Genomic DNA, 24,112 nt, shown 5'->3' on the forward strand with positions numbered 1-24,112 from the left:
TATCACTCTGTTGACTGCTGGCATCCCAGCCAGCCTTCTCTGCCGGGGAGACTACCCCGAATGACTTTGCCCGTCGGCAGCTGCGTAACATCCTGCGGCAGCAGCTCACTTAGCGGACAAAAATGGATACCGCGCTGACGCGCCTCCGTCAGTAACGCATCAAACATCTCTGCCAGCACAATCCCTTCCGCTTCCGCATGAATGGTGTAAACCGGAACCCCCTGCTGACGCAGGATCTCATCGAGAATAAACGCGTTATAGCTGGCGCGGGTGACCTGAGTCCCGACCACCTCATCCCATGTCGGCAGTGTGACCGGGATCTGTACGGTACCCGGCTGTCCGTCCGGAAGCAGGGGCCGGAATGGGGTATGGCCACGGCAGTCGCTGTTATAGCGAAAATCATAAGGTTGTTTGGCGGCAATCACCCGACCATCCGCACGCCAGCCCGCTACCGCAGAACAGGCCACCGGCTGGCCGGTGATCTCAGTTAACGCCTCCAGGCCAAGACTAATCTGTTCACTTAGCTTCTCTGCGGGCCACACTCCCGCCCAGGTTTGCCAGGCGAAATGATCCCAGGCATGCAGGCCGATTTCATGCTGCTGACCAGCCGCACGGATCACATCCGCCAGCCCTTCACTGATACGCCGTCCAGGCCAGGCCGTACCCGCCAGCAGAATGTCCCAGCCATACAGCGAAGCAGCATTGGAGCGCAGCATTTTCCAGAGGAAACGCGGTTTCAGCAGACGCCATAAATGTCGGCCCATATTGTCCGGCCCGACGCTGAAGAAAAAACTGGCGCGGATGTGATGGCGTTCCAGAATGGAGAGCAGGCGCGGCACCCCGTCACGGGTGCCGCGCCAGGTATCAACATCGATACGCAAACCCGCATTAATCATTCGGCGTTCTCGCCTGGCTCGACGGTTTGCAGAAAGAAGTCCAGCGTCGCGTCAATGGTGTAGTTCATTGCCACTTCCGGCTGCCAGTTCAACAGGCGTTTAGCATTGCGTATCGACGGTTTACGATGCTCCACATCCTGATATCCCTTGCCGTAATAGCTGCTGCTTTCCACCTCACGGAACCCGGCAAACGGCGGGAAGCGGTGGCGCAGCGGATGGCGTTCAAAGCTCGCCAGCAGCTGTTCAGCCAGCTCTTTAATACTGGCTTCGTTATCCGGGTTACCGATATTAATAATCTGGCCATCGCAGTTCTGCTGCTTGTTTTCGATAATCAGGAACAGCGCTTCAATGCCGTCACTGATATCGGTAAAGCAGCGTTTCTGTCGCCCACCGTCGATCAGTTTGATCGGCGATCCCTCTACCAGATTAAGGATCAGCTGCGTGATAGCGCGTGAACTGCCGATACGTGCCGCATTAAGATTATCCAGCCGCGGCCCCATCCAGTTAAATGGCCGGAACAGGGTAAAATGCAGCCCCTCTTTTTCGCCATAGGCCCAGATAACCCGATCCAGCAGCTGTTTTGATACCGAGTAGATCCAGCGCTGTTTATTAATCGGCCCGACCACCAGGTTTGAGTGATCTTCGTCGAACGTAGCGTCGGTGCTCATGCCATACACTTCGGAAGTGGAAGGGAAGATAATGCGTTTTTTGTACTTTACGCAGTCGCGGATAATCTTCAGGTTCTCTTCGAAATCCAGCTCAAATACGCGCAGCGGATTGCGGGTATATTCAATCGGCGTGGCAATCGCCACCAGCGGCAGCACGACATCACACTTTTTAATGTGATATTCGATCCACTCTGAGTGAATGCTGATATCCCCTTCGACAAAATGAAAGCGCTGATGACCGACAAAGCGGCTGATGGCATCGGAGCCAATATCCAGGCCATAAATCTCGAAATTATCGTCGGCCAGCAGGCGCTCGGTCAGATGATTACCAATAAAACCGTTTACGCCAAGAATCAGCACGCGGGTACGGCGTTTTGCCGCTACCGCTGGCAGACTGTGCAGCAATGCTCCGGCCACCAGACCCAGCGTTTGTGCCAGCTGGCTGCCCTGCATATATACGCCGCTGTCGCTTTGCCCGGTCACCACTTCCAGCGCGCCGTCAACGCAGGCAACGATAAAGGGCGCAACAGAGAGCACCGTACCCGGCTTCGCTGGCTGAAGGTCGTAATGCATCCGCGACTGCCAGATAATAAAGCGTGCGCCACCGGCATAGCTAAATGCCCCCGGCCACGGATCGGTGACCGCACGAACCAGGTTATGGATGCGCTGTACCGGCTGCTGCCAGTTAATACGTCCATCTTCCGGCGTGCGCCGCCCGACATAGCTTGCCTGGCTTTCATCCTGCGGCTGTTCAGAAAAATCTCCACTTTTCAGCTGCGGCAAACTCTGCGCCAGCAGCTGTTGCGCACTTTCACAAACTTTGTAATGGAGGGTCAGCGCATTATCATCTGCCGCTATAGCTACCGACTGGCGGGCAATAATTGCTCCGGCATCGGCACGTTTCACCATACGGTGCAGCGTTACGCCGGTCTCCTCCTCACCGTTCACCAGCACCCAGTTTAACGGTGCGCGGCCGCGATATTTCGGCAGCAACGAGGCATGCAGATTAAAGGCCCCCGCCGATGCGCAGGCGAGGATCTCGTCATTCAGCATCTGACGATAGTGGAAGGAGAAGATCATCTCCGGCTTCATATCACGGATGCGATCAACCCACAGCGGATGGTTAACATCTTCAGGAGCGTAAACCGGCACCCCAAGCTGCGCGGCCACCCGCGCCACCGATCCAAAGAAGTGATTCTCAGCCGGATTATCCGCATGAGTGAATATCGCGCAGATATCAAAACCTGCTTCAGCCAGAGCACGGATCCCGGTGCAGCCCATATCATGGTAGGCAAAAACGACGGCTTTCATGATGATTTATCCTGTGTGGTGTTGGCGTCGTGGCTGACAACGCGCTGAATAAAATAACGGGGACGGGCGCGCACATCGTTATAAATGCGCCCGATATACTCGCCAAGCAGCCCCATACCAACGAACTGCGCGCCGATAAAAATAAACAGCACGGCAAACAGCATAAATACCCCTTCCGCTGCCCACTGCGGGCCGAGGAAGAGACGCAGCGCAATCAACAGCAGGGAAATAGCAAAACCGGCCAGCGCAATCACGCTGCCAAAGACGCTTAACAGACGCAGCGGCGTGGTAGTCAGGCAGGTAATCAGGTCATACATCAGGTTGATCAGACGCATCAGGCTGTATTTAGAGTCGCCAAATTCACGCTCGGCGTGCAGCACCGGGATCTCCGTCGCCCGACGGGCAAAGGTGTTTGCCAGAATAGGGATAAAAGTGCTGCGCTCATGACAGTTGAGCATCGCATCGACAATATGACGGCGATAGGCACGCAGCATGCAGCCGTAGTCACCCATCGCTTTGCCCGTGGTGCGCTGAATCAGATGATTGATCAGGCGCGAGGCGCGCTTGCGGAACCAGCTATCCTGGCGGTTCTGACGCACAGTCCCTACCACGTCATAGCCCTGCCGGGCGGTTTCAACCAGATTGACGATCTCTTCCGGAGGGTTTTGCAAATCGGCATCAAGAGTGATCACCAGATCGCCGCTGATATGGCTGAAACCGGCCATAATCGCTGAATGCTGACCGTAATTTCGATTCAACAGCACCGCGACAATATGGCTGTCCGGGGCTTCTGCGGCGGCAGTCATTATTTCAGCGGAGGCGTCGCTGCTGCCGTCATCTACCAGCAGAATTTCATAGTCGATGCCCAGCTGTGCGCAGGCGGCATCGGTGCGGCGCATCAGCTCCGGCAGGCTTTCCTGCTCGTTGTACACCGGGATCACTACTGAGATTTTGTTGAGTGGTTGATCTGTCATATTATTTACCCACCAGCGTGCGCAGAGCGGTAATCACGCGGTCGCAATCGTCATCGGTCATCCCCGGGAACAGCGGAATTGAGCAGATACGATCTGAGTTCCATTCGGTATGCGGTAAAGAGAGATGCGGGAAGCATTCGCGGTAATACTTCTGCGTGTGTGCCGCACGGAAGTGCAGCCCGCTGCCGATCCCCTGCTCTTTCAGCGCCTGCATCAGTTCGTTACGGCTCAGGCCGCAGCGCGCGGCATCTACGCGCAGGATAAACAGATGCCAGGCGTGCTGATGGGGCCAGGCTGGCAGCGCGAGAGGCCGTAACGGAGTATCAGCCAGTTCGTTAAGGTAACGCAGCGCGATCTGCTCACGCCGGGCGTTGTTCGCCGCCAGCTTATCCAGCTGCACCAGTGCGATCGCCGCATTAATATCGGCCAGATTGTATTTAAAACCGGGGGAGATAACTTCCGCCTGCGGTGCCCGCCCCTGAGTATGGCGATCGAACGCATCCACACCGAGGCCGTGAAATTTCAGGCGCTGTATGCGTTCGGCCAGCCCGGCATCATCGGTAACCACCAGCCCGCCCTCGGCACAGCTCATATTTTTAATCGCGTGGAAAGAGAAGATCGCCGTACCACGATTGCCAATATGGTGCCCGCGATAGTAAGTACCCGCCGCATGAGCGGCATCTTCAATGACCGCAATACCCCGCCGCTCGCCCACTGCGCGAATAGCATCAATATCAGCGGGCGCACCGGCGTAATGCACTGGAATAATGGCTTTGGTTCGCGGGGTGATGGCCGCTTCAATCAGTTCAGGCGTCACCATCAGCGTATCGCGGTCAACATCGATCATCACCGGGGTTGCTCCCAGCAGAACAATCATATTCAGCGTTGAAACCCAGGTCAGCGACGGGGTGATCACCTCATCGCCGGGCTGAATGCCCAGCGCCATCAGGGTGACATGCATCCCCGCCGTTGCCGAACAGACGGCAATCCCGTAACGGTTTCCGGTTAGCTGGCAAAAAGCCTGTTCAAGCTGCTGACTTTTGGGGCCGGTGGTGATCCAACCTGAGCGCAGCACTTCAGCCACTGCATCCAGCTCGTCCGCTCCCATTGCCGGACGTGAGAAAGGCAAAAATTCAGACATTAATAAATTCCATTAAACAATTAACACCACAGATGGATAATCAGAACGGTGGACGCTGGTATTCTGACCTCTGAACTTGAAATGCGAACTGCGAACTGCCACATATTGCCCTTCAGGTGATATACCTCCGCTTCCCGTCACAGGATAAAAAACAGACAAAAACAATTAAGTGTTGCGCTAAAAACATGCAAAAAGAAGTTAAAAGCACCTCATACACGAAGCATAGATGAAAATACTTAGGGGAAGATTAAGAAATATTAGTTGGGGGCAGATTAAATCAGGACGGTTGAAGAAAGGTTTAGCTATAAAAGTTGTTGCCAAAAATTCGTATTAAGAAAAACCGTAAATATAAAATAAACTTCACTGTTTTGTAGCAAAACATGTTTAATGCAACAGATGATGCTGAAAGCCAGCAGGCGGGAAAGTGATGGTGTGAGTTAGTCTCATCACGGGTTAAACTGACCTTTTTTAGCCAGAAGGAATCTGATATGAGCCAAACCACCCTGCCTGACAATCTGCTGGCACTGCTTGACGGTTCGCTGCCTGCCAGCCATCTGCATCAGGCTATTCGCCTTGCAAGCATTGGGGAAAACGGCTGGCCCTATGCGGCACAGCTTAGTTTAGGTGAGATTATTGCCCGTTCAGCGAATGAGCTGCTGTTTGCCATCTGGCCGCAGTCAACCACCACGGGTAATCTGCGCCGTAACGGTAAAATCACCCTCGCGCTGGTTCTGGATGGTGCGGTTATGGAGATTCAGGCGCAGGCAACTCCCCGTGAAGAGACCCTGACGGATCTGTCGCTGGCAGTATTCCATGCGGAGGTGAAGCAGGTGATCGCTCATCGCGCACCTTATGCCACGGTCACCAGCGGCTTAACCTTCACTCTGAAAGATGAAACAGCAGCGCTGGCACGCTGGCGCCAGCAAATCATGGCGCTGAAAGCGCTGGCATAAAAAAAGGGCGACTGTGAAGTCGCCCTTTTGCTTCCTGATCAGGCTAACCTGACCGCAACAGTATTACCTGAGCAACTATGCCCCGGCACTGCTTATTTGCTGTCTGGCAGCGCATACGCTTTCACGTAATCGCCCAGCCTGGTACCAAACGAACCGTGACCACCGGCTACAATCAGAACGTACTGTTTGCCATTCACTTCATACGTCATTGGCGTTGCCTGACCACCTGCTGGCAGACGCGCTTCCCACAGCTGTTTGCCGTTAGAAACGTTGAACGCACGCAGATAGTTATCGGCAGTTGCCGCAATAAAGAACACGTTACCGGCAGTGGTAATAGGTGCGCCCAGCATTGGCATACCCATTTTGAACGGCAGCGGAACCGGTGAGCTGTCGCGCACGGTGCCGATACGTTTTTTCCACACGATATCGTTAGTCTTCAGATCAACCGCAGAGATATAGCCCCATGAAGGCTGCTTGCACGGGAAGCCCAGCGGAGAAAGGAACGGATTCAGCGTTACGCCGTACGGCAGGCCGTACTGTGGCTGTACGCCAGACTCAGTACCGGTGCCGCCTTTATCATTTTCATCCGGCTCAATCGGGTTACCCGGGCCACGAGGGATCAGACGGGAAACAAACGGCAGCGCCATTGGGTTAGTTACCGCAACCTGACGGTCAGTATCCACGGCAATACCGCCCCACTCGAACATCCCCAGGTTACCCGGGAACACCAGAGTACCCTGCTCAGACGGCGGGGTGAACGGGCCTTCATAACGTAACTGATGGAACATCACCCGACAGATCAGCTGATCGTAGATGGTGGCGCCCCACATATCTTTCCCGGCCAGCTGCGCTTTCGGACGGAAGCTCAGTTCAGAGTACGGCTGCGTTGGCGACACGTGATCGCCCTTCGCTGCACCACCCGGAACTTTCATTTCAGGAGCAGGAACAACCGGCTTACCGTTGGTACGGTTCAGCACAAAGATGTCACCGGTTTTGGTCGGAATATAGATGACCGGAACCTTGTTACCGTCTTTGTCGTTGATATCAGCCAGGGTTGGCTGTGCCGGAACGTCCATATCCCACAGATCGTGGTGAACCGTCTGATAGAACCAGGCCAGTTTACCGGTAGTGGCGTTCAGGGCCAGCATACCAGTGGCGAAACGCTCCATCTCAGGGGTACGGTGACCACCCCAGATATCCGGCGTTGAAACACCAATTGGCAGGTAAACCAGATCCAGTTTGGCATCATAAGCAGCTGGTGCCCATGAGTTCGGCGAGTTCGGCGTGTAGTGCTGATCCCCTTCCGCAATCACATTTGGATCTTTCGCGCCGGTATCGAAGGCCCACAGCAGTTTACCTGTGTTGACATCGAAACCACGGATCACACCGGACGGCTCTTTAGTCGAGTAGTTATCGGTGACCGCACCAGCCATTACAATGGTGGTGTTAGTAACGATTGGCGGTGAAGTTGGCTCGTAAGAACCCACTTTGTTGTAAGGCAGGTTGCTTTGCAGGTTCAGCTTACCGTTCTCACCGAATTCCGGGCACAGTGCACCGGTTTCTGCATCCAGCGCATACAGGTTGCCGTCGTTAACCGGCAGCAATATGCGACGTGAGCAGAGCGCAGGCTGAGTCCCGGCTGGGGTAGCTGCGGCTTCCGGCGTCTGATAGTAAGAAACACCACGGCAGGTCACATGCTGGAAGGTCGGATCCGTCTTCATTTTCGGATCAAACATCCACTTCTGCTTACCGGTAGCTGCGTCCAGCGCAAACAGTTTCTGGTGTGCCGTACACAGATACAGAGCATCGCCGATCTTAATCGGGGTCACTTCGTTAGTGATCTCGCCTGGATCGTTAGGCGTTTTCAGGTCGCCGGTCTGGAAAGTCCAGGCTTCCTGCAACTTATCCACGTTGCTGTCGTTAACCTGCTTCAGCGGGGAGTAGCGTGTACCACCCTGAGTACGACCATAGGCCGGCCAGTCGCCTGCCGGGATACCGTCGTCAGCAGGTGCCGGAGCTGCCTGATCTGCACTGAGCGTGCCGTTGATCTCCTGCGGGTCGTTAAACACCGAGTAAGCCAGCACCACCACCACAAACGCCAGCACCGCTGAGAGTGCCACACGTGGGAAGGCGCCGCTTGATCCGAGGCCACGCCAGATAAATGGCAGCACCATCCACAGGCCGAGGAAGAAGGTAACATCCAGACGCGGAGTCAGCGCCCAGAAGTCAGAACCCACTTCCCATAGCGACCAGACAGTGGTCGCCAGCAGGAATAACGCGTAGAGCAGCAACGCTGCGCCACGGCGGCGATAGAGCAGAAAAGCGGTAATCAGCAGAACCACACCAGCGATGATGTAGTAGAGCGAGCCACCCAGTTTAGCCAACCAGATACCGCCAATTAACAGATAAAGGCCACTCAGTGTGGCGAAAATTGCTGTTAACAGGATCAGTATTCTTGATGCTTTACTTTGCATAGTTTGAACCTTACAAAATTTAAAGTCGTCGATTGAGTATTAACCCAATCTTTTAGTTTTGAACTTGCCTATCCATACGGTGTTGTTGGCCTGCGTTTACTCGCGCAGCGGCAGGCCAATACTGGATTCATTGCCGCCATTTAAGGCAGCGAAAACTTAAAACTGATAGATCATAGTGGCACCGCCACCCCAGTTACGGCCCGGGGCCGGTTCGTAGTAGCGGTTATTGCCTTCGTTGACGATTACTGAGCCAACATACTGGCGGTCAAACAGATTATCGACGCGGCCAAACAGATCCAGCGACCACTGGCTCCAGTTGAAACGGTAGCCGGTATTCAGGCTGGTCACGGCATAAGACGGTGCCTGCGCATCGTTGGCATCGTTAGCCTGAATATTGCTCATATAGCGAATATCTGCCCCCGCATGCCAGCCGCTTTCCGGTGCCCATGCCAGTGAAGCGTAGCCCATATTTCGTGCAATGCCCGGCAGACGGTTGCCCGCAGGAGTACAGCTGCTGCCCGAGGCATTGCAGGTTTCATTACGGTATGTCGCATCCAGCAGCGTCCAGGCCAGCTTCAGCTGCCAGTCCATGGCAAACTGCTGGTCGAAGCCCAGTTCCAGACCACGACGGCGCGTCTCGCCAGCGTTTTTATACACCGCACGGCCGCCGGTACTGCTATCAACAACCAGCTCATTATCGGTATTGGTCTGGAACACTGCGGCGGTCAACAGGCCATAGCCGATACGGGTTTTACTGCCCAGCTCAACGGTATCGCTGGTGGCGGGTTTCAGTCCGAGGTTCAGGCCAGTCTGGCTGCCGGAAGTCGAACGGTAGGAGAGTTCGTTAATGGTCGGTGTTTCAAAACCGCGCCCGGCAGAAGCGTAAACATTCCATGCATCGGTAACGGCATAGTTCACTGACCCCATCGGCAACAGCTTGTGATAGCGCGCACTGCCGCTGTCATCGCCATTACTGCTGGTTATATAGTAGTCGGTGGAATCGAAACTCACCGTGCTGTAGCGCAGCCCGGCATCCAGCGTCCACTTTGGCGTCAGCTGCCAGCTGGTTTGCAGATAGGGATCGAGATTCCACATCGTGTTCTTCTCGTTGCGCCGCTGATCGCCCTTCTCACCAAACTGATTAACGCCGTTCACGGTGTTGTAGTTCTGGAACCCCTGACGGCGCTCGGTCATGGTTTCATAATCAAGGCCGCCGATCAGCGTTACCGGCATGGATCCAAGCTGGCCATCGTGTTTCCAGCGGGTATCTACCCCCTGATATTTACGCTCCAGCACAATCACACCGCCAGGATAAGTGGCAAGCTGCTGCGGGCCATAGGGAATTGACTGATACTGCGTGGTGTGGCGTTCGCCGTGCCAGGTCGTCAGCGTCAGCTGGTCGTTCTCACTCATCTCCCGCTGATAGCGCAGGCCGACCTGGGTCTGATCAAGGCTTTTGCGCGTATTGTACTGATCGCCTCGCGGGGACTGTCGCGGGTTGGCTTCGTACTCGGAGGCATCCAGACCACCGGGATCGTTAGCATCTACGGACACGCTGTTAAACATCAGCGTCAGAGTGCTCACGTCATCAAGGCGCACGCCCAGCTTGCCGTTACCGAGGCTTTTTTGCGTACCGCTGTGGTCGCGGAAGCCGTGAGTGGTAAAGCGTGAACCGGAAATAGTGTAATTCACATCACCCTGCCGGGTGCCGTCGCCGGTGGCACCGCTCGCTTTTACGCTATTGCGCCAGGTGCCATAGCTACCAAAGTAAGTACCCGCTTCCAGCGTGGTCGGCTGACTACCGGTGGTGGTATCAATATTCACTACACCACCGGAGGCATTGCCATACAGTGCAGAATAAGGACCGCGCAGCACTTCTACTTTGCCCACAGAGTTAATATCAATATTTGAGGTCTGGCCCTGCCCATCCGGCATGGTGGCGGGAATGCCGTCAACATAGAGCCGGACGCCGCGCACGCCGTACATGGAACGGCTGCCGAAGCCGCGCACGGAGAGTTGCAGATCCTGAGCGTAGTTCTGACGGTTCTGGATTTGCAGCCCCGGAACGCTGCCAAGGTTTTCTGAAAGATTAACCTGTGGGCTGGAGCGTCGCAGATCGTCACCCCCGACCACGCTGACCGCCGCTGGCGTATCCAGTTCGGAGAGGCCGCTACGTTGTTTGATTACCATCAGGGAGGGTTCCTGCCCCTGAGCAGTAGCAGAGGAAGTTTGTGCGTAGCTGATGGCCACTGGCGTCATCAAAAACAGAGGCGTCAGAAAGTAAGCAGAGGTTTTATTATTCACTGGAATTATTCGACAAGTAAAAAAATGCTAATCGTCTTACCCGGCTCCGCCCGGTAAGTGCCCGACATTCCCTGACGTGCAGTGGCTTTGGCATCGCCAGGCAACCCCGCCAGAAGTATATAACCCCCGGAGTAATTTGCTCAGTTTCTCGCCAAAGAACTCTTCCCTGTTACGCGCTGACGTCTTTTTTCCGTGCGGCAGTTACGCGTTCCCGCATGCACTTGTGTGACGTATGTCACAAAACGGTGGCGATTGTAGCACTCATTAATTCGCTTGCGAACTATTGTTAACGATTTAGCTGAATTGATTCAGTTTAACGTTACAAAGTGAAGGGTTATTGAATCCGGCTATCTATAGAGATAGTAAACACTAACTATCAAAACTGGCATTACTACACAATGACGTCGCTGCCGCGCCGGACTATAATCAAACGCATCCCACCTCATGTGAAAACTTCACGAACAGGATGTACTATGCCGAAGTCAGGACTCAGGCTGATGCCATATTTTCCTTCTCCGCAGACAATGAGCCGTGCGCTGCTTGCGTCCATGATATTGCTGCTTGCGGCCTGTTCTTCCGACTATGAAGGTCAGCAGTGCAGCGCAGAGATACAAACCCTGACCGGGGAGCCAAGGGGGAATATTAATGGAATGGTTATCGACCGCTTCAGTTCTTTCTCCATTGCCTTGCCCGACCTCAAGCTCGACAGCGGGCCATTACACTCTAACGACCATCAGCTCTATATCCCTTCGGCAACCACGCCTGATGGCTGGCTGGCACAGCGAATTTCCGATCACCGATTTACCATTATTAACGCCCCCAAAGACCAGGTAATTAACTTTACCTGTCCATAATCCTGGCGGGTAAGCACTGCTGCTACTCACAGTTAAAGATCGTCCGGCTTGCACGCTGCGTCACCGTATCTGCTGGTGACGCAGGATCCCGTAAGGCAATGTTAAAGATTTCGTTAAACCGAATAACTTCAGACTTTTACCCTTGTTGATCCCCTCGTCAGACGCCACATTCCTCCTGTCTGAACACTGATTCAATCGCAAGGAATAACAAGATGAACAAGATCGCCACAATTGCCCTTTCGGCCATGATTTTCGCCAGCAGCAGTCTGAGTGCCTTTGCTGAAGGCCCGGGCAACGGCCCGGATCAACGCCCGCAGCAGCCGGTAAAACATTCACAGCAAAAACAGCAGCACAATTCTCAGCCGCAGGGTCACAGCGCGCAGCCACAGCATACTTCGCAGCATCAGCCAGGTGATGCACAGCGTACAGAACATCAGCAGAAGCCTGAGTTCCGTCGCGGGCACGCGCTGCCGCAACAGTATCGGGGTGAGGGTTATCAGGTTAATGACTGGAAAAAACATGGTTTGAAATCGCCGCCATCCGGTCATCGCTGGATGAACGTTGACGGCAATTATGTATTGATCGCGGTTGCCACCGGGGTGATCGCATCAGTGATTGCTCACCCGTAAGGGCAGCTGTGGATTGAATCAGATAGCCTCAGGGCCGGTTTTTTCCATCCCCGGCCCTCACGCCTGATACTTAAAAAGAACTCCAGTTATCATCCACGGATGCCATCGCAGGCTTCGCTAAACGTGCGGCAGGAGCAATAGCAGGAACTTTATTTCTGTTAGTTTCCCCCGGAAGATGGCGGTCAGCCTGAAGACGGAATGCTGACACCAGCTGGCTCAGAGTGGATGCCTGCTCCTGCAACGACTGCGACGCGGCTGATGCTTCTTCAACCAGCGCGGCGTTCTGCTGAGTGACGGTATCCATCTGACCAATTGCCAGGTGCACCTGCTCGATACCCTGACTCTGTTCGGAGGTGGCTGCCGCCATTTCACCCACGATATCGGCCACCTGACGAATAGAACCCTGCACTTTCGCCATATTTTCCCCCACGTCCGCTGCCTGCACGGAACCGCTTTCTACCAGCTGTGCCGAAGTCACGATCAGATCTTTAATCTCACGGGCGGCAGTGGATGAACGCTGGGCCAGATTACGCACTTCGCTGGCAACAACAGCAAAGCCACGCCCCTGCTCCCCGGCGCGGGCGGCTTCTACCGCCGCGTTTAACGCCAGGATATTGGTCTGGAAGGCAATACCTTCGATCAGCCCGGTGATATCAGAAATTTTACTGGAGCTGGTTCTGATTTTTTCCATTGTGCCGACCATCGCAGCCACGGCATTTCCACTATTTACCGAAAGCTCGTTAGCAGTGCTGGCAAGAGAACTCGCCTGACGGGCATTCTCAGCGCTCTGTTTTACCGTATCGTTCAGCGTACTGATGCTGGCAGATGTCTGCTCAAGTGAGGCTGCCTGCTCCTCTGTTCGAGCGGAGAGATCTTCGTTACCGGCTGCAATCTGAGTCGAGGCAGAACTGACCGACTGGGCAGAGGAAGTGACCGAGCCGAGAACACCAGAAACGCGCGCCATCAGACTGTTAAATGCGGCGGCAGTTTTACCAATCTCATCACTGCGCGATGCATCGGCCTGCTGAGTCAGATCCAGAGACTCGCTTACCGATACCATTAAGCTTTGCATACCGTTCAGGCTGTTACGCACGCTGAAGATGGTTTTGATCGCCAGCAGCCCCAGAACAATAATCGCCGCACTGGCAAAACTCAGCATTCCCCAGAAAACCTTGCTGTAGATTTGTGTATTCTCACGGCGCAGATCGTTGCTGATATCAATATTGAGCTGGATCTGCTCCTTCAGGCCTGCGGAAAGCTTACGAACCACTGAACCGATCCCGTTCTCACCCTGCAATAATGGCAGTGATTTGGCATCATCATGAGTGCGGGAAGCACTAACAAACTCCGGTAACGCTGCCTGAATAACCGAAATGGAGTCCAGTGCATCCTGGGTCATCTTACGATCCAGATCGCTGGAAATATCATTCGTCTGGTAGTAGTCGATCAGCGTCTTAAGCTGGCCAATAATCTGCTCAATTTTCGCTTCAACGGCAGGCTGTTTGCTGCTGTTATTTTCGCTCTGATGTTCATATAGCGCCAGGTTCAGTTCGCTGGCAGCGTTAATGGCTTTATCCAGATCTTTGATACTGGGGATCGCATTCACCTGAACGAACTCGAAACGAGACTGGAACCCGCTTATTGCTGAGAGGGAATACGCCGACAGCGCGATCAACGACAGCGCCAGTAAGGAGAAAATCAAGAACAGCCTTTTCGTGATGGTCATGCGGAATCCCCGATGTGTTTGCAGATGCACTCATAAATGATCCTCGCTGCCTGACGTTGATCGCAGCTGAAGAAGAGTGAGTTTTGTAGGCCAGTCCTGGCTGGCCCTCACACAGGGTTATCGGTAATTCAGCAGCGTAACTTTATTCATTACGCCGCTCTTTTCACTTTATTTTAACTGGACGCGACGGATGCACTCGCTTCCTCAAGCCAGCCGGCGCGCATTTCCGGCACAGCCCGCAGCAGACGCTCCGTATAGTCATCCAGCGGCGCAGTAAATACCTGTTCCAGGCGCCCCTGCCGCACCACACGGCCATAACGTAAAACCATGACTTCGTCAGCTACCGCTCTGACCACGTGCAGATCATGGGTGATGAACAGTAGCGAAACGCCGGTTTCCTGCTGCAACTTTTTAAGCAGCGCCAGCACTTCACGCCCGACCAGCGGATCGAGTGCTGAGGTAGGTTCATCGCAGACAATCAGTTCAGGCTCCACCGCCAGCGCCCGCGCGATGCATACGCGCTGCTTCTGGCCGCCGGAAAGTGCATGTGGATAGCGCCCGGCCAGCAGAGGTGACAGCCCCACCTTCTCCAGCAGCTCTGCCACCCGGGCCTGGCGCTGCTGCGCCGACAGTGCCGTCAGACATACCATCGCCCGCTCAATTTGCAGACCGATTGTCAGGCGCGGGTTAAGTGCGGTATCGGGATGCTGGTGAATCATCTGAATGGTCTGCATCTGCTGACGCGAACGCTGGCGCAGCTGTGGCGGCAGCTGCTGACCATTGAACGTAATATCCCCTGCTGATGGAGCCACCAGACCACACACTGCCCGGCCAAGGGTCGATTTTCCCGCACCTGATTCGCCGATCAGCGCCAGCGTACGTCCGCGCCCCACCGTCAGCGAAACCCCATGCAGCACTGGCGCGCCGTGATAGCCAATATTCACTTCGCGCAGGCTTAACAGCGGTAGCGTTACGCTACGCGGTTGGTGAGGTTCACCGTGGCTGTGCAACAGCTCACGGGTGTACGCCTGGGCAGGTTGAGCCAGCAGCTCCGCCGTCTCGCCGCTTTCTACCTCGCGCCCCTGGCGCAGCACCATAATGCGTTGACTAAGCTGTGCCACCACGGCCAGATCGTGACTGATATAAAGTGCGGCAACGCCGGTCAGGCGGATTATTTGCTGAATGGCTTTAAGCACTTCCAGCTGGGTTGTTACATCCAGCGCGGTGGTGGGTTCATCAAAAACAATCAGCTCCGGTCCGGCGCAGATTGCCATCGCAATCATCGCTCGTTGCAGCTGACCACCAGAGACCTGGTGTGGAAAACGGTGAAAAAACTCCTCCGGCTGCGGCAGTTGCAGCTGGGCGAAGATTTCAACAGCGCGGCGGATTGCCTCCTGCCGGTTAAATACACGGTGGCGAATGGCACTCTCTATTACCTGTTCACCGATCTTCCTCGCCGGGTTGAAAGCGGCGCTGGCCGACTGCGCTACATAGGCTATTTTTGCCCCGCGCACTTTACGCCACTGACGCTCCGACAGCGCGGTAAGTTCCTGTCCGGAAAAATGGATCTGTCCGCCGCTCAGTGTCATTCCGTGGCGAAAATGGCCCAGGACGGCCTGGCCGATAGTCGATTTTCCAGCGCCAGACTCGCCAATCAGCCCCAGTACCTCGCCTTTATGCAGGTTGAATGAGATGTTCTCAACCAGCACCGCATCACCGGCGGTGACCCGCAATTTCTTAACGCTTAACAACGCTTGTTCACTCATCTTCTACTCCTGCCAGCTTCGGCTATGCTGACTTAACAGCCAGTCAGCTACGCTGTTTAATGCCAGTGCCAGCAGAGCGATTGCGGCGCCGGGGATCAGGGCAGCCCAAACACCGAACAGAATACCGTCTTTATTATCACGCGCCAGACCGCCCCAGTCGGCGGTTGGTGGCTGAATGCCCAACCCAAGGAAAGAGAGCGCCGACAGGAACAGCAGAATAAAGATAAAGCGCAGAGCAAACTCTGCCACCAGGGTAGTAAATGCGTTCGGCAAAATCTCACGCCACAGCACCCACCCTAATCGCTCGCCGCGCAGGCGCGCCACTTCGATAAACTCCTGGGAGGCAATATCCAGCGCCAGTGAACGTGCCACGCGCAGCACACGGGTTGATTCGAGGATCCCCAGCACCGCCACAATCACCGGAATGGTTTTCGGCAGCATCGCCAGCACTACGAGAGCTAAGATCAGCGTCGGGATGGCCATCAGAATATCGTTAATACGAGAGATGAGCTGATCTACCCAGCCGCGATAATAACCAGCGAGAAAACCGAGGAAGGTGCCGATGGCAAAGGCCAGCAGCGTAGCTACCGCGCTAACGCTCAGTGAGGTACGGGTACCCCAGATCAAACGCGAAAAGAGATCGCGCCCGAGATTGTCAGTACCCAGCCAGTTTTCTGGCGTGACGCCACTCCAGGCGCTGCCTACCACCTCACCGGGTGCATAAGGGGCCAGCCACGGGGCAAATAGTGCCACAAAAATGAACAGCAGCAGCCCGGTAGCACCGGGAAGCACAGCAAGTTTCAGCCTAAACATCCACATCAGTTCCTTGTAAACCCCTGCCAGCCCCATCGGGCACCGTCAGGATATAAAGCATGGCTATCGGTTAGCGGCTGTGGCGCAGGCGCGGGTTTGCCAGCAGGGCAACGATATCTGCCAGCAGATTGAGCAGGATATAAATTCCCGCCAGCAGCAGCGCACAGTCCTGAATCACCGGGATATCGCGTTTGCTGATACTGTCCACCATATACTGCCCCAGCCCCGGGTAGACAAAGACATTTTCAACTATCACCACGCCGACCATCAGCCAGGCAAGGTTAAGCACAATTACGTTAATGATTGGCCCCCAGGCGTTTGGCAATACATGACGAAACAGAATGGCTGATGGCGACAGCCCTTTCATTAGCGCAGTATCGACATAGGCAGCATTCTGCGCGCTGACCAGCGCCGCACGCGTCATATTGCTCATATGCCCAAGGATGGCAAAAATCAGCGTCAGGCAGGGCAGCGCAATAGCAAGCAGCCGGTCAGTAAGCGGCATATCGTCAGCAATACTGCTGTTGCTGGGCAGCCAGAACAGGGTGATAGAGAAGATCAGAATCAGCAGATAGCCTGAGAAAAACTCCGGTAAAGAGACCGCTGCACGGGTAAACAGGTTAAGCAGGCGGTCAATCCAGCTTCCCTGATAACGTGCCGAAATAAAGCCGATGACCAGCGCCAGCGGCACCGCAACAATGGCGGTGAAAAATGCCAGCGAGAGGGTATTTGCCAGACGATCCAGCAGCACCGGTGCGATGGCCTCACGGCTGGTAAAGCTGTGACCAAAATCACCGTGGAGCACGCCGCCCAGCCAGGCCAGATAGCGGCTAAACGCCGGCTGATCCAGACCAAGCTGCTGGTTTAGCGCCGCCACCGCCTGTGGCGTTGCGGTCTGCCCGAGGATGGCCGTAGCAGCACTGCCCGGCAGCAGTTGAATACCGGCGAAGATCAGTATCGACACCACCAGCAGCATCACCACGCCAGCCAGCAGACGCTGGGCCGTCAGTTTTAACAGGGGAAAGTTGCCCTTCCTTTGACGTTCACTAAAATCACTCATTCGCGGTTATGCAAACCACACTTTTTCTGCGGCGCGGTTACCGCTCATGGTGAAGCCCGGAATGGCAACGAAGCCATGGATTTTACGGCTGGCGGCGTCCAGCGCATCGGCGTACAGCGGAATGATTTCACTGCCCTTCTCCACCAGCATCACCTGAATATCGTGGTAAATCTGACGACGTTTCTGCTCATCCTGTTCGCCACGCGCCGCTGTGACCAGCTGATCAAAGGCTGGTTCTTTCCACTGTGACTCATTCCACGGCGCATTGCTGGTAAACACCAGAGACAGCAGAGCATCCGCCGTCGGGCGCAGCGACCAGTTGGAGGAGACAAATGGCTTCTTCATCCAGACGTTATCCCAGAAGGCATCATCAGGCACACGCTCCACCTTCAATGGAATACCGGCGCGTTCAGCCGAGTTCTGATACAGCTGCCCTGCATCGACTGCCCCCGGGAAGCCTGCTTCAGCTACCGACAGTACCAGCGGCCCGCTGAAGCCGGTTTTCTGCCAGTGATATTTAGCCTTTTCCGGGTCGTAAGGACGCTGCGGGATATCTTTGGCAAAATAGGGGCTGGACGGAAAAATCGGGTTATCGTTGGCGACCGTGCCGTAGCCGCCCAGCACGGTTTTAATAATCTGCTGGCGATCGATGGCGTATTTAAGTGCAAGGCGGCCATCCAGAGTATTAAAGGGCGCTGCCGTCGCCAGACCCGGGAAGGTGAAAATCTGGCTATCACGTGAGCGCAGCAGTTGGATGGTTGGAATATTCTTCAGACGTTCAACAATACGCGGATTTACGCGGTTAATGATATGCGCAGAACCGCTGGCGAGGGCTGCCACACGGGCAGTAGAGTCATTCATTGCCAGCGTTTCAACGGAGTCTACATGACCGCGAGCCGGGTTCCAGTGATTCGGATTGCGCTTCACCAACGTGCGTACGCCCGGCTTAAAGCTCTCCAGAATAAATGCCCCGGTACCGATGCCTTTATCGAAACTTTCGTTTTCGGCGGTAATAGCAAAATGCACGTCACTCAGCAGCGCAATAAACTCTACATTTGGCTCTTTCAGCTTGATAGTTACCTGGTTTGGTGAGGTCGCTTCAAGTGACACAACCGGCTCCAGATAGCCCTTCACCGATGAGCTCGATTTCTCATCGCGATGGTGGTTCAGTGAATAGACCACATCTTTCGCTGTCAGAGTACGGCCATCGTGAAACTGCACACCTTGACGAATGTTCAGTACCCAGGTTTTGCTTCCATCGCTGCTTTCCCAGCTTTCAGCCAGTGACGGTGTGATTTTACCCTGCTCATCGACTTCAGCCAGGCAGTTAAACAGCTGCGAGCCGACAAAATACATATAGGACTCAAACCAGAAGGCCGGATCAAGACGGTCTGTGCTGGAAGCATTATCCATACCGACAATCAGATGACCGCCTTTCTTTGGCGTAACAGGAGCGGTTTCTGCCGCCCATAATGAGTGTAATGGCAGGCCGGAACAGACGGCGGCGACAGAGAGTGCGCCGGTAGTTTTGATAAAGTCGCGACGATTCATGATGTTGTTTTTTTCCTGATATTTTTATTTTTCCGCCGCAGCGGTAGAGAATCTGGTGCTTATTTAAATGCAGAGGCCAGGCGCTGGATATGTTCCGGGCCAATACCGCAGCAGCCGCCTACCAGTGTTGCTCCGGCAGCAACCCACTCCTGCGCCCAGTGCAGGTAGCCTTCAGGGTGGGTGTCTTTACGTAAACCGCTCAGGCCTTCATTGGCACCACCGCCGTTGCTGCCATGCTCAAAAGCGTTGGCATATACGCCAACGCCAGCAGCAGATCCAAGCCGTTGTAGCGTAGCCACAGCCTGCTGTACCGCTGACAGCATTACCTCAGGGTGGCTACAGTTAAACAGAATATTCTCCGCCCCCAGCTCAACCGCTCTGGTCACCGCAGCGGAGACGCTTTCCCCTGAGCGCAAGGTGCTGGCTGTCTTCGGCTGTTCAGGATCGTCATGCAGGCTGAAGGAGAGCCACAAAGGCTGTGAATGGCCCGATAGCGCCTGATGAATAGCCTCTGCTTCAGCAATAGAACTGATGGTCTCACCCAGCCAGATATCAACATAGGGTGACTGCGCTGCTACCAGCACACGATGGATATCCAGCGCGCGCGATGCTTCAAACAGGTCGGGGCGATATGACCCGAGCGCTGGCGGTAAGCTGCCTGCCACCTGAACAGGATGTGCGGCAGCATTAGCGGCATCTCGCGCTAACTCACCAGCCAGTGCGGCCAGACGCTGACCGTCAGCGGAAAATCGCACGTCACCGATATGAAAAGGGACGACGGCATAGCTGTTAGTGGTTATCGTACCCGCCCCGGCAGCCACATAGCTGTCGTGGACTTCGCGAACGCGTTGGGGTGCTTCATAGAGGGCCAGTGCTGACCACTCTGGCTGACGGAAAGGTGCACCTATCCTGGCCAGCTCGCGCCCCATGCCACCATCCAGAATTTTTATATGCTGCGTCATCGGCCTGTTCCCGTTCAGAATTTTCTAATGTCTGCATGCTACATAAATTGATGGCTACATGTCCAGACGTCTATAAGGTGAAATTCGGGATAGTTATATACGGCAGCGTGGAACAGGCCGAAAAACGATTAAAACAGCAGTTTTGCCAGACCAAGCCCCAGAGCGAGCAGGCCGAGCTGCGAGGAGGCAAACCACTTGGTTTGCGTCACCAGTGACTGGTGCAGTTCAGTACGCAATCCCTCCAATTTATTGTCCAGCCGAAAAATGTCCTCTTTGGTGGCATAGTTGGATTTGATCACCGCAACATCTATTTTCAGGGTGCTGACATCCTCCTTAAGTATGCTGACATCCTTTTGCAGGATGCCGACATCTTTCTGCAATATCCCCACATCCTTCTGCAAAATACCGACATCATTCTTTAAGATACCGACATCTTTCTGCAAAATACCGACATCATTCTTTAAGATGCCGACATCCTTTTGCAAAATACCGACATCCTTCTGCAAGATACCGACATCCTTCTGCAAGATACCGACATCCTTCTGCAAAATACTGACGTGCCCTTCCAACTTCCCTACGCGGGTTTCCATGGCTCTTTCTCCCTGAGGTTGCAGCTAAAAAGTGAATTATCGTGCTGGCCTGAATGGCGACCAGCCGACCAGAAAATTGAACATAGTTCATCCCGAGAGAAGAATATTAGATGAAGCAGAGAGGTGAAAACAAGCCGGTGGGAGGCACTCTTTTGCGGCCTGTGCCGTAAAATTGAAATGCAACGCTATGCAACGAGGAAGATAAAAAAATATTTTAAATTAATGAGTTACGCAATCACGTTAGAGGCAGCATGAATAAGAAACAGTATTGCCGGCGGCGGGCGCCACCGGCAAGGGAGACTTTAACGATGACCTAAAACGTTGCCGAGTATGATCGAGGTGATCACACCGGTCGCTGCCGCAATCAACACATAATTGCCGTCAACGTAGGCCCAGTGCTCACCGCGAGGCGGTTCGTCAAGACCACGGTCACGCCAGTCGTTTACGCGGTAATCATCCCCACGATAACGCTCGGGAGCGGGATGACCACGGCGGAAGTCATGGCCGTTCCATGCAAAGTGATCGCGATCGTCATATCTGCCGCGATCGTCGTGCCCCCGACCGCCAGGATTACCATGGTCGCGATGATCGCGATCGTCATGACGATCATCGCGACCGTGCGGGCTATCTCCACGGCTGTTGTGACCACCACTCTGATACCTCGGCTGGTCAGGGCCGTTACCCGGGCCATCGGCATAGGAGAAGCTGGAGAAAAGGCTGCCTGCTGTAAAAAGGCCAATTATCAATGTCAGTGCTGTGTTTTTCATTTTGTTATCCTCGGTTGCTCACGGCCTGATAACTGCCGCAACATCAATATCGGGGATACCACAACACTTCCCTATCTCACGAACTCCTAAACGCAGGTAATTAGCGCCATTTTTTCACAGCCTTAACAGATTCCTTACTCTTGCATGGTTAAAACATCTGTTTGAGGCTTAGTTTTCCAGCTGATAGTCGAGGGTGATCTCAGCACTGAGCAGTTTCGACACCGGGCATCCGGCTTTTGCCTGCTGGATAATTTCGTCAAAAGCCGCTTTTTCAATGCCCGGCAGCTTCACTTTACTTTGCAGGGCAACTTTGGTGATGGCGAAACCACCGTCAACTTTGTCCAGCGACACATCAGCAGTGGTATCGATACTTTCCGGGGTATGACCGGCATCGCCCAGCATCAAAGAGAGCGCCATGGAGAAGCAGGCAGCATGCGCGGCACCAATCAGCTCCTCCGGGTTCGTACCCGCTTTGCCTTCGAAACGGGTATTAAAACCATACGGCTGCTGACTTAATGCGCCGCTCTCAGTTGAGATGGTACCTTTACCCTGCTTGATATTGCCTTCCCAGTGCGCCTGTCCTTTCTTATGAATGGTCATTTTATTCTCCGGTTATTTAACATCAGCTACCAGTATAGACGCTGTGCCGGGAAACGACGGCGGCAAGCCATTGAATGCCTGGTTTCTCACCATCCATGGCGCACTCGCCTCACCCTGAAACTGGAGAAGCATCATCATCCCCTAAATAAACCGGATTACAGGGAAAGTTTACATCAGTAGCTCTCTGTGTCTGAGAGGCGATAGATTTAAAACCCATTTTAAGTTAAAGAGAAAAATAATAACCTGTGGTAATAAAGTCAAAAAATATTGTTTAACTCTGATGACCATAAGGCCATAAGCAATCACCACTCTTTTTTAGCTTTTATTGCCAGCTGGCCGTCATCCCATTTACTACAGCGAGGGCTTTATGTCGGCACTATTTGACGAACTCATTGATGCAGTAACTTCTCCTCCGTCATTGAAAACAACTCAATCAGGTGTTCATGTAATAACGGCAGACTTTTATTTCCCTGCCGAATTTATTGGTTTTCAGGGACATTTTCCAGGTAACCCAATTTTACCCGGTATTGTGCAAATTATGCTGGCGCGTTATACCGCGGCTCAGGGCGGTAGCGGGTTAGTTCACTGTATCAAGCGCTGTAAATTCCTCCAGTCAATCAGACCAAAAGATAATGTGACGGTGCGCGTCGAACAACGCGGCAACGAAAACAGGTATCAGGCTGTTATTTCAGCCAATAATAACCTGTGTGCCATGCTCTCCTTTTCACTCCAGCGAGCGCTTTAATATCATGAGACGTTTCCCATGGAGAGATTCACAATACTGTCTTGATGGCTCGCCCGCTCCTGCCCCGCTGGAGTTTGAGGTAGAACGCATTGCTCGTTTCGATGAAGTTGATGCTCTTGCCATTGTCTGGCACGGACATTACGCCAGCTATTTTGAAGATGCCCGCGTCGCGCTGGGTGAGCACTTCGGCATTGGCTATTCCACGCTTAAGCGCGAACTTACACCCGCGCCAATTAAGCAGCTTTATGTTAACTATCATTTACCACTGGAGTTTGGCGAGCGTTGCCGGATCCTTGTACGCCTGCACTGGTGCGAGGCGGCGCGCATGAATATGTCCTATCAGATCATTAATAACCGTAGCGAAAAAGTCGCCAGCGGCTTCACCGTGCAGATGTTCGCCCAGCCAGGTGGGGGCTATCTCATTGAACAGCCCGCCTTTTATGCTGAATTTTGTCAGCGCTGGAAGCAGGGACAACTGACTAACGGCTTCACCCGGTAAATATCCCGCCGTTAACGCCTATTACCTGCCCGGTTATATAGCTCGACTCATCGGACGCAAGAAAACTGACGACGGCAGCCACCTCTTCAGGCTGCCCGACCCGGCGCAGTGGGATGGTTGCGCTGATGTTCTCCAGCGGCAGCCCGGCGATCATATCTGTAGCAATAAACCCGGGCGCTACCGCATTTACCCGAATATTGCGCCGTCCAAGCTCCACCGCTAAAGAGCGGGTAGCGCCAATTAATCCAGCTTTCGCCGCAGAATAGTTCACCTGCCCGGCCACACCGGTCTGCCCGGAGGTGGACGCGATATTGATAATTCGCCCATGTTTGCAACGCAACATCGCCGCAATCACCGATGAGGTCACGTTGAAGAATCCTCCCAGATGTACCGCCAGTACGCGGTTCCAATCCTCCAACTGCATCATTGCGATAACGCTGTCGCTGGCAAATCCGGCATTGTTGACCAGCACTTCAGGCGGGCCATACTGCTCAATCAGCGGGAGCAACACACTGCGGCACTGTTCAGCATCTGACACATCAAACGATAGCAGCTGACACTCCCCTCCCGCAGCCAGGATATCTGCACGCACACTTTGTGCAGCTGTATGATCGCGGTGGTAATTAACCCATAGCGTGAATCCATCATGGGCCAGTCGCCTGGCAATAGCCGCACCAATGCCTTTGCTCGCCCCGGTGACTAACGCAATTTTCCCACCTGGCACCGTCGGTGCCTTAACTGTCTCCATTCTGCTCTCCTTAATCGTCATAAAAATTCGCTTTTAAACTACCCTAAATAAACTTTACTGTTGGTTAAATTGATAAAATCT

General features: G+C 54.2%; 21 protein-coding genes. 5 read left to right on the top strand and 16 right to left on the bottom strand.

The features are described from left to right. Positions 1-2 precede the first annotated feature (2 nt). From arnD to arnB, 4 genes are read right to left on the bottom strand one after another with little or no spacing between them, the layout of a single operon-like run. Positions 3-896, bottom strand: a complete 894-nt coding sequence (arnD, locus tag GN242_RS15075) for a 4-deoxy-4-formamido-L-arabinose-phosphoundecaprenol deformylase (RefSeq protein WP_156287759.1) — start codon at positions 894-896, stop codon at positions 3-5. Further along, on the bottom strand, positions 893-2,875 hold the full coding sequence (gene arnA / locus GN242_RS15080) for a bifunctional UDP-4-amino-4-deoxy-L-arabinose formyltransferase/UDP-glucuronic acid oxidase ArnA (protein ID WP_156287760.1): 1,983 nt from the start codon (positions 2,873-2,875) through the stop codon (positions 893-895). The genes arnD and arnA overlap by 4 nt, the downstream gene beginning before the upstream one ends. After that, positions 2,872-3,849 (bottom strand): undecaprenyl-phosphate 4-deoxy-4-formamido-L-arabinose transferase, encoded by a 978-nt coding sequence (gene arnC / locus GN242_RS15085; protein ID WP_154752182.1) that lies wholly within the window; start codon positions 3,847-3,849, stop codon positions 2,872-2,874. Before arnC ends, arnA begins: the two co-directional genes overlap by 4 nt. A 1-nt stretch (position 3,850) precedes the next feature. Further along, positions 3,851-4,990: a UDP-4-amino-4-deoxy-L-arabinose aminotransferase gene (gene arnB / locus GN242_RS15090; protein ID WP_156287761.1), complete on the bottom strand. Its 1,140-nt coding sequence runs from the start codon at positions 4,988-4,990 to the stop codon at positions 3,851-3,853. Between the two features lie 488 nt (positions 4,991-5,478). Here arnB and GN242_RS15095 point away from each other — a divergent pair, with 488 nt between their 5' ends. After that, positions 5,479-5,943 carry a PNPOx family protein gene (locus GN242_RS15095; protein ID WP_154752184.1) on the top strand — a complete coding sequence of 155 codons (465 nt, stop codon included), beginning with the start codon at positions 5,479-5,481 and terminating at the stop codon, positions 5,941-5,943. A gap of 92 nt (positions 5,944-6,035) precedes the next feature. On the opposite strand, the gene GN242_RS15100 is transcribed toward GN242_RS15095, so the two are convergent. Beyond that, on the bottom strand, positions 6,036-8,417 hold the full coding sequence (locus tag GN242_RS15100) for a glucose/quinate/shikimate family membrane-bound PQQ-dependent dehydrogenase (protein ID WP_156287762.1): 2,382 nt from the start codon (positions 8,415-8,417) through the stop codon (positions 6,036-6,038). Between the two features lie 156 nt (positions 8,418-8,573). After that, entirely contained in the window at positions 8,574-10,676 is a 2,103-nt protein-coding gene (pqqU, locus tag GN242_RS15105; protein ID WP_374189835.1) for a TonB-dependent receptor PqqU, read from the bottom strand. A 542-nt stretch (positions 10,677-11,218) separates the two neighbouring features. On the opposite strand from pqqU, the gene GN242_RS15110 reads away from it, so the two are divergent. Both GN242_RS15110 and GN242_RS15115 read left to right on the top strand, forming a co-directional pair. After that, a complete protein-coding gene (locus GN242_RS15110; protein WP_156287764.1) occupies positions 11,219-11,575 on the top strand; it encodes a hypothetical protein in 357 nt (118 codons plus the stop codon). Between the two features lie 212 nt (positions 11,576-11,787). Continuing rightward, entirely contained in the window at positions 11,788-12,204 is a 417-nt protein-coding gene (locus tag GN242_RS15115; protein WP_156287765.1) for an RcnB family protein, read from the top strand. Between the two features lie 70 nt (positions 12,205-12,274). On the opposite strand, the gene GN242_RS15120 is transcribed toward GN242_RS15115, so the two are convergent. The 9 genes from GN242_RS15120 to GN242_RS15160 form a co-directional block, all read right to left on the bottom strand. After that, on the bottom strand, positions 12,275-13,930 hold the full coding sequence (locus GN242_RS15120) for a methyl-accepting chemotaxis protein (protein WP_156287766.1): 1,656 nt from the start codon (positions 13,928-13,930) through the stop codon (positions 12,275-12,277). A 173-nt stretch (positions 13,931-14,103) separates the two neighbouring features. Beyond that, positions 14,104-15,696: an ABC transporter ATP-binding protein gene (locus GN242_RS15125; protein ID WP_156287767.1), complete on the bottom strand. Its 1,593-nt coding sequence runs from the start codon at positions 15,694-15,696 to the stop codon at positions 14,104-14,106. Between the two features lie 3 nt (positions 15,697-15,699). After that, positions 15,700-16,509, bottom strand: coding sequence for an ABC transporter permease (locus GN242_RS15130; protein WP_154752190.1), 810 nt, complete (start codon positions 16,507-16,509; stop codon positions 15,700-15,702). A 70-nt stretch (positions 16,510-16,579) separates the two neighbouring features. Then, the gene (locus GN242_RS15135) at positions 16,580-17,569 is read right to left on the bottom strand and encodes an ABC transporter permease (RefSeq protein WP_156287768.1); all 990 of its coding nucleotides are present in this window, start codon (positions 17,567-17,569) and stop codon (positions 16,580-16,582) included. A gap of 6 nt (positions 17,570-17,575) precedes the next feature. After that, positions 17,576-19,120 carry an ABC transporter substrate-binding protein gene (locus tag GN242_RS15140; protein ID WP_154752192.1) on the bottom strand — a complete coding sequence of 515 codons (1,545 nt, stop codon included), beginning with the start codon at positions 19,118-19,120 and terminating at the stop codon, positions 17,576-17,578. A 59-nt stretch (positions 19,121-19,179) separates the two neighbouring features. Next, positions 19,180-20,082: a homocysteine S-methyltransferase family protein gene (locus GN242_RS15145; RefSeq protein ID WP_156287769.1), complete on the bottom strand. Its 903-nt coding sequence runs from the start codon at positions 20,080-20,082 to the stop codon at positions 19,180-19,182. Between the two features lie 128 nt (positions 20,083-20,210). Continuing rightward, positions 20,211-20,672: a hypothetical protein gene (locus GN242_RS15150; RefSeq protein ID WP_231617104.1), complete on the bottom strand. Its 462-nt coding sequence runs from the start codon at positions 20,670-20,672 to the stop codon at positions 20,211-20,213. Positions 20,673-20,974: 302 nt separating this feature from the next. Further along, positions 20,975-21,439, bottom strand: a complete 465-nt coding sequence (locus GN242_RS15155) for an RcnB family protein (RefSeq protein WP_156287770.1) — start codon at positions 21,437-21,439, stop codon at positions 20,975-20,977. Between the two features lie 168 nt (positions 21,440-21,607). After that, positions 21,608-22,039, bottom strand: a complete 432-nt coding sequence (locus GN242_RS15160) for an OsmC family protein (protein ID WP_154752195.1) — start codon at positions 22,037-22,039, stop codon at positions 21,608-21,610. 367 nt (positions 22,040-22,406) lie between these two features. On the opposite strand from GN242_RS15160, the gene GN242_RS15165 reads away from it, so the two are divergent. Next, positions 22,407-22,784, top strand: coding sequence for an ApeI family dehydratase (locus tag GN242_RS15165; protein ID WP_154752196.1), 378 nt, complete (start codon positions 22,407-22,409; stop codon positions 22,782-22,784). Between the two features lie 4 nt (positions 22,785-22,788). Continuing rightward, positions 22,789-23,283: an acyl-CoA thioesterase gene (locus GN242_RS15170; RefSeq protein WP_154752197.1), complete on the top strand. Its 495-nt coding sequence runs from the start codon at positions 22,789-22,791 to the stop codon at positions 23,281-23,283. Here GN242_RS15170 and fabG read toward each other — a convergent pair. Continuing rightward, positions 23,273-24,031, bottom strand: a complete 759-nt coding sequence (fabG, locus tag GN242_RS15175) for a 3-oxoacyl-ACP reductase FabG (protein WP_154752198.1) — start codon at positions 24,029-24,031, stop codon at positions 23,273-23,275. The two genes, GN242_RS15170 and fabG, sit on opposite strands and share 11 nt — an antisense overlap. Positions 24,032-24,112: the final 81 nt, after the last annotated feature.

The sequence above is a fragment of the Erwinia sorbitola genome (assembly GCF_009738185.1).
Lineage (GTDB): Bacteria > Pseudomonadota > Gammaproteobacteria > Enterobacterales > Enterobacteriaceae > Erwinia > Erwinia sorbitola.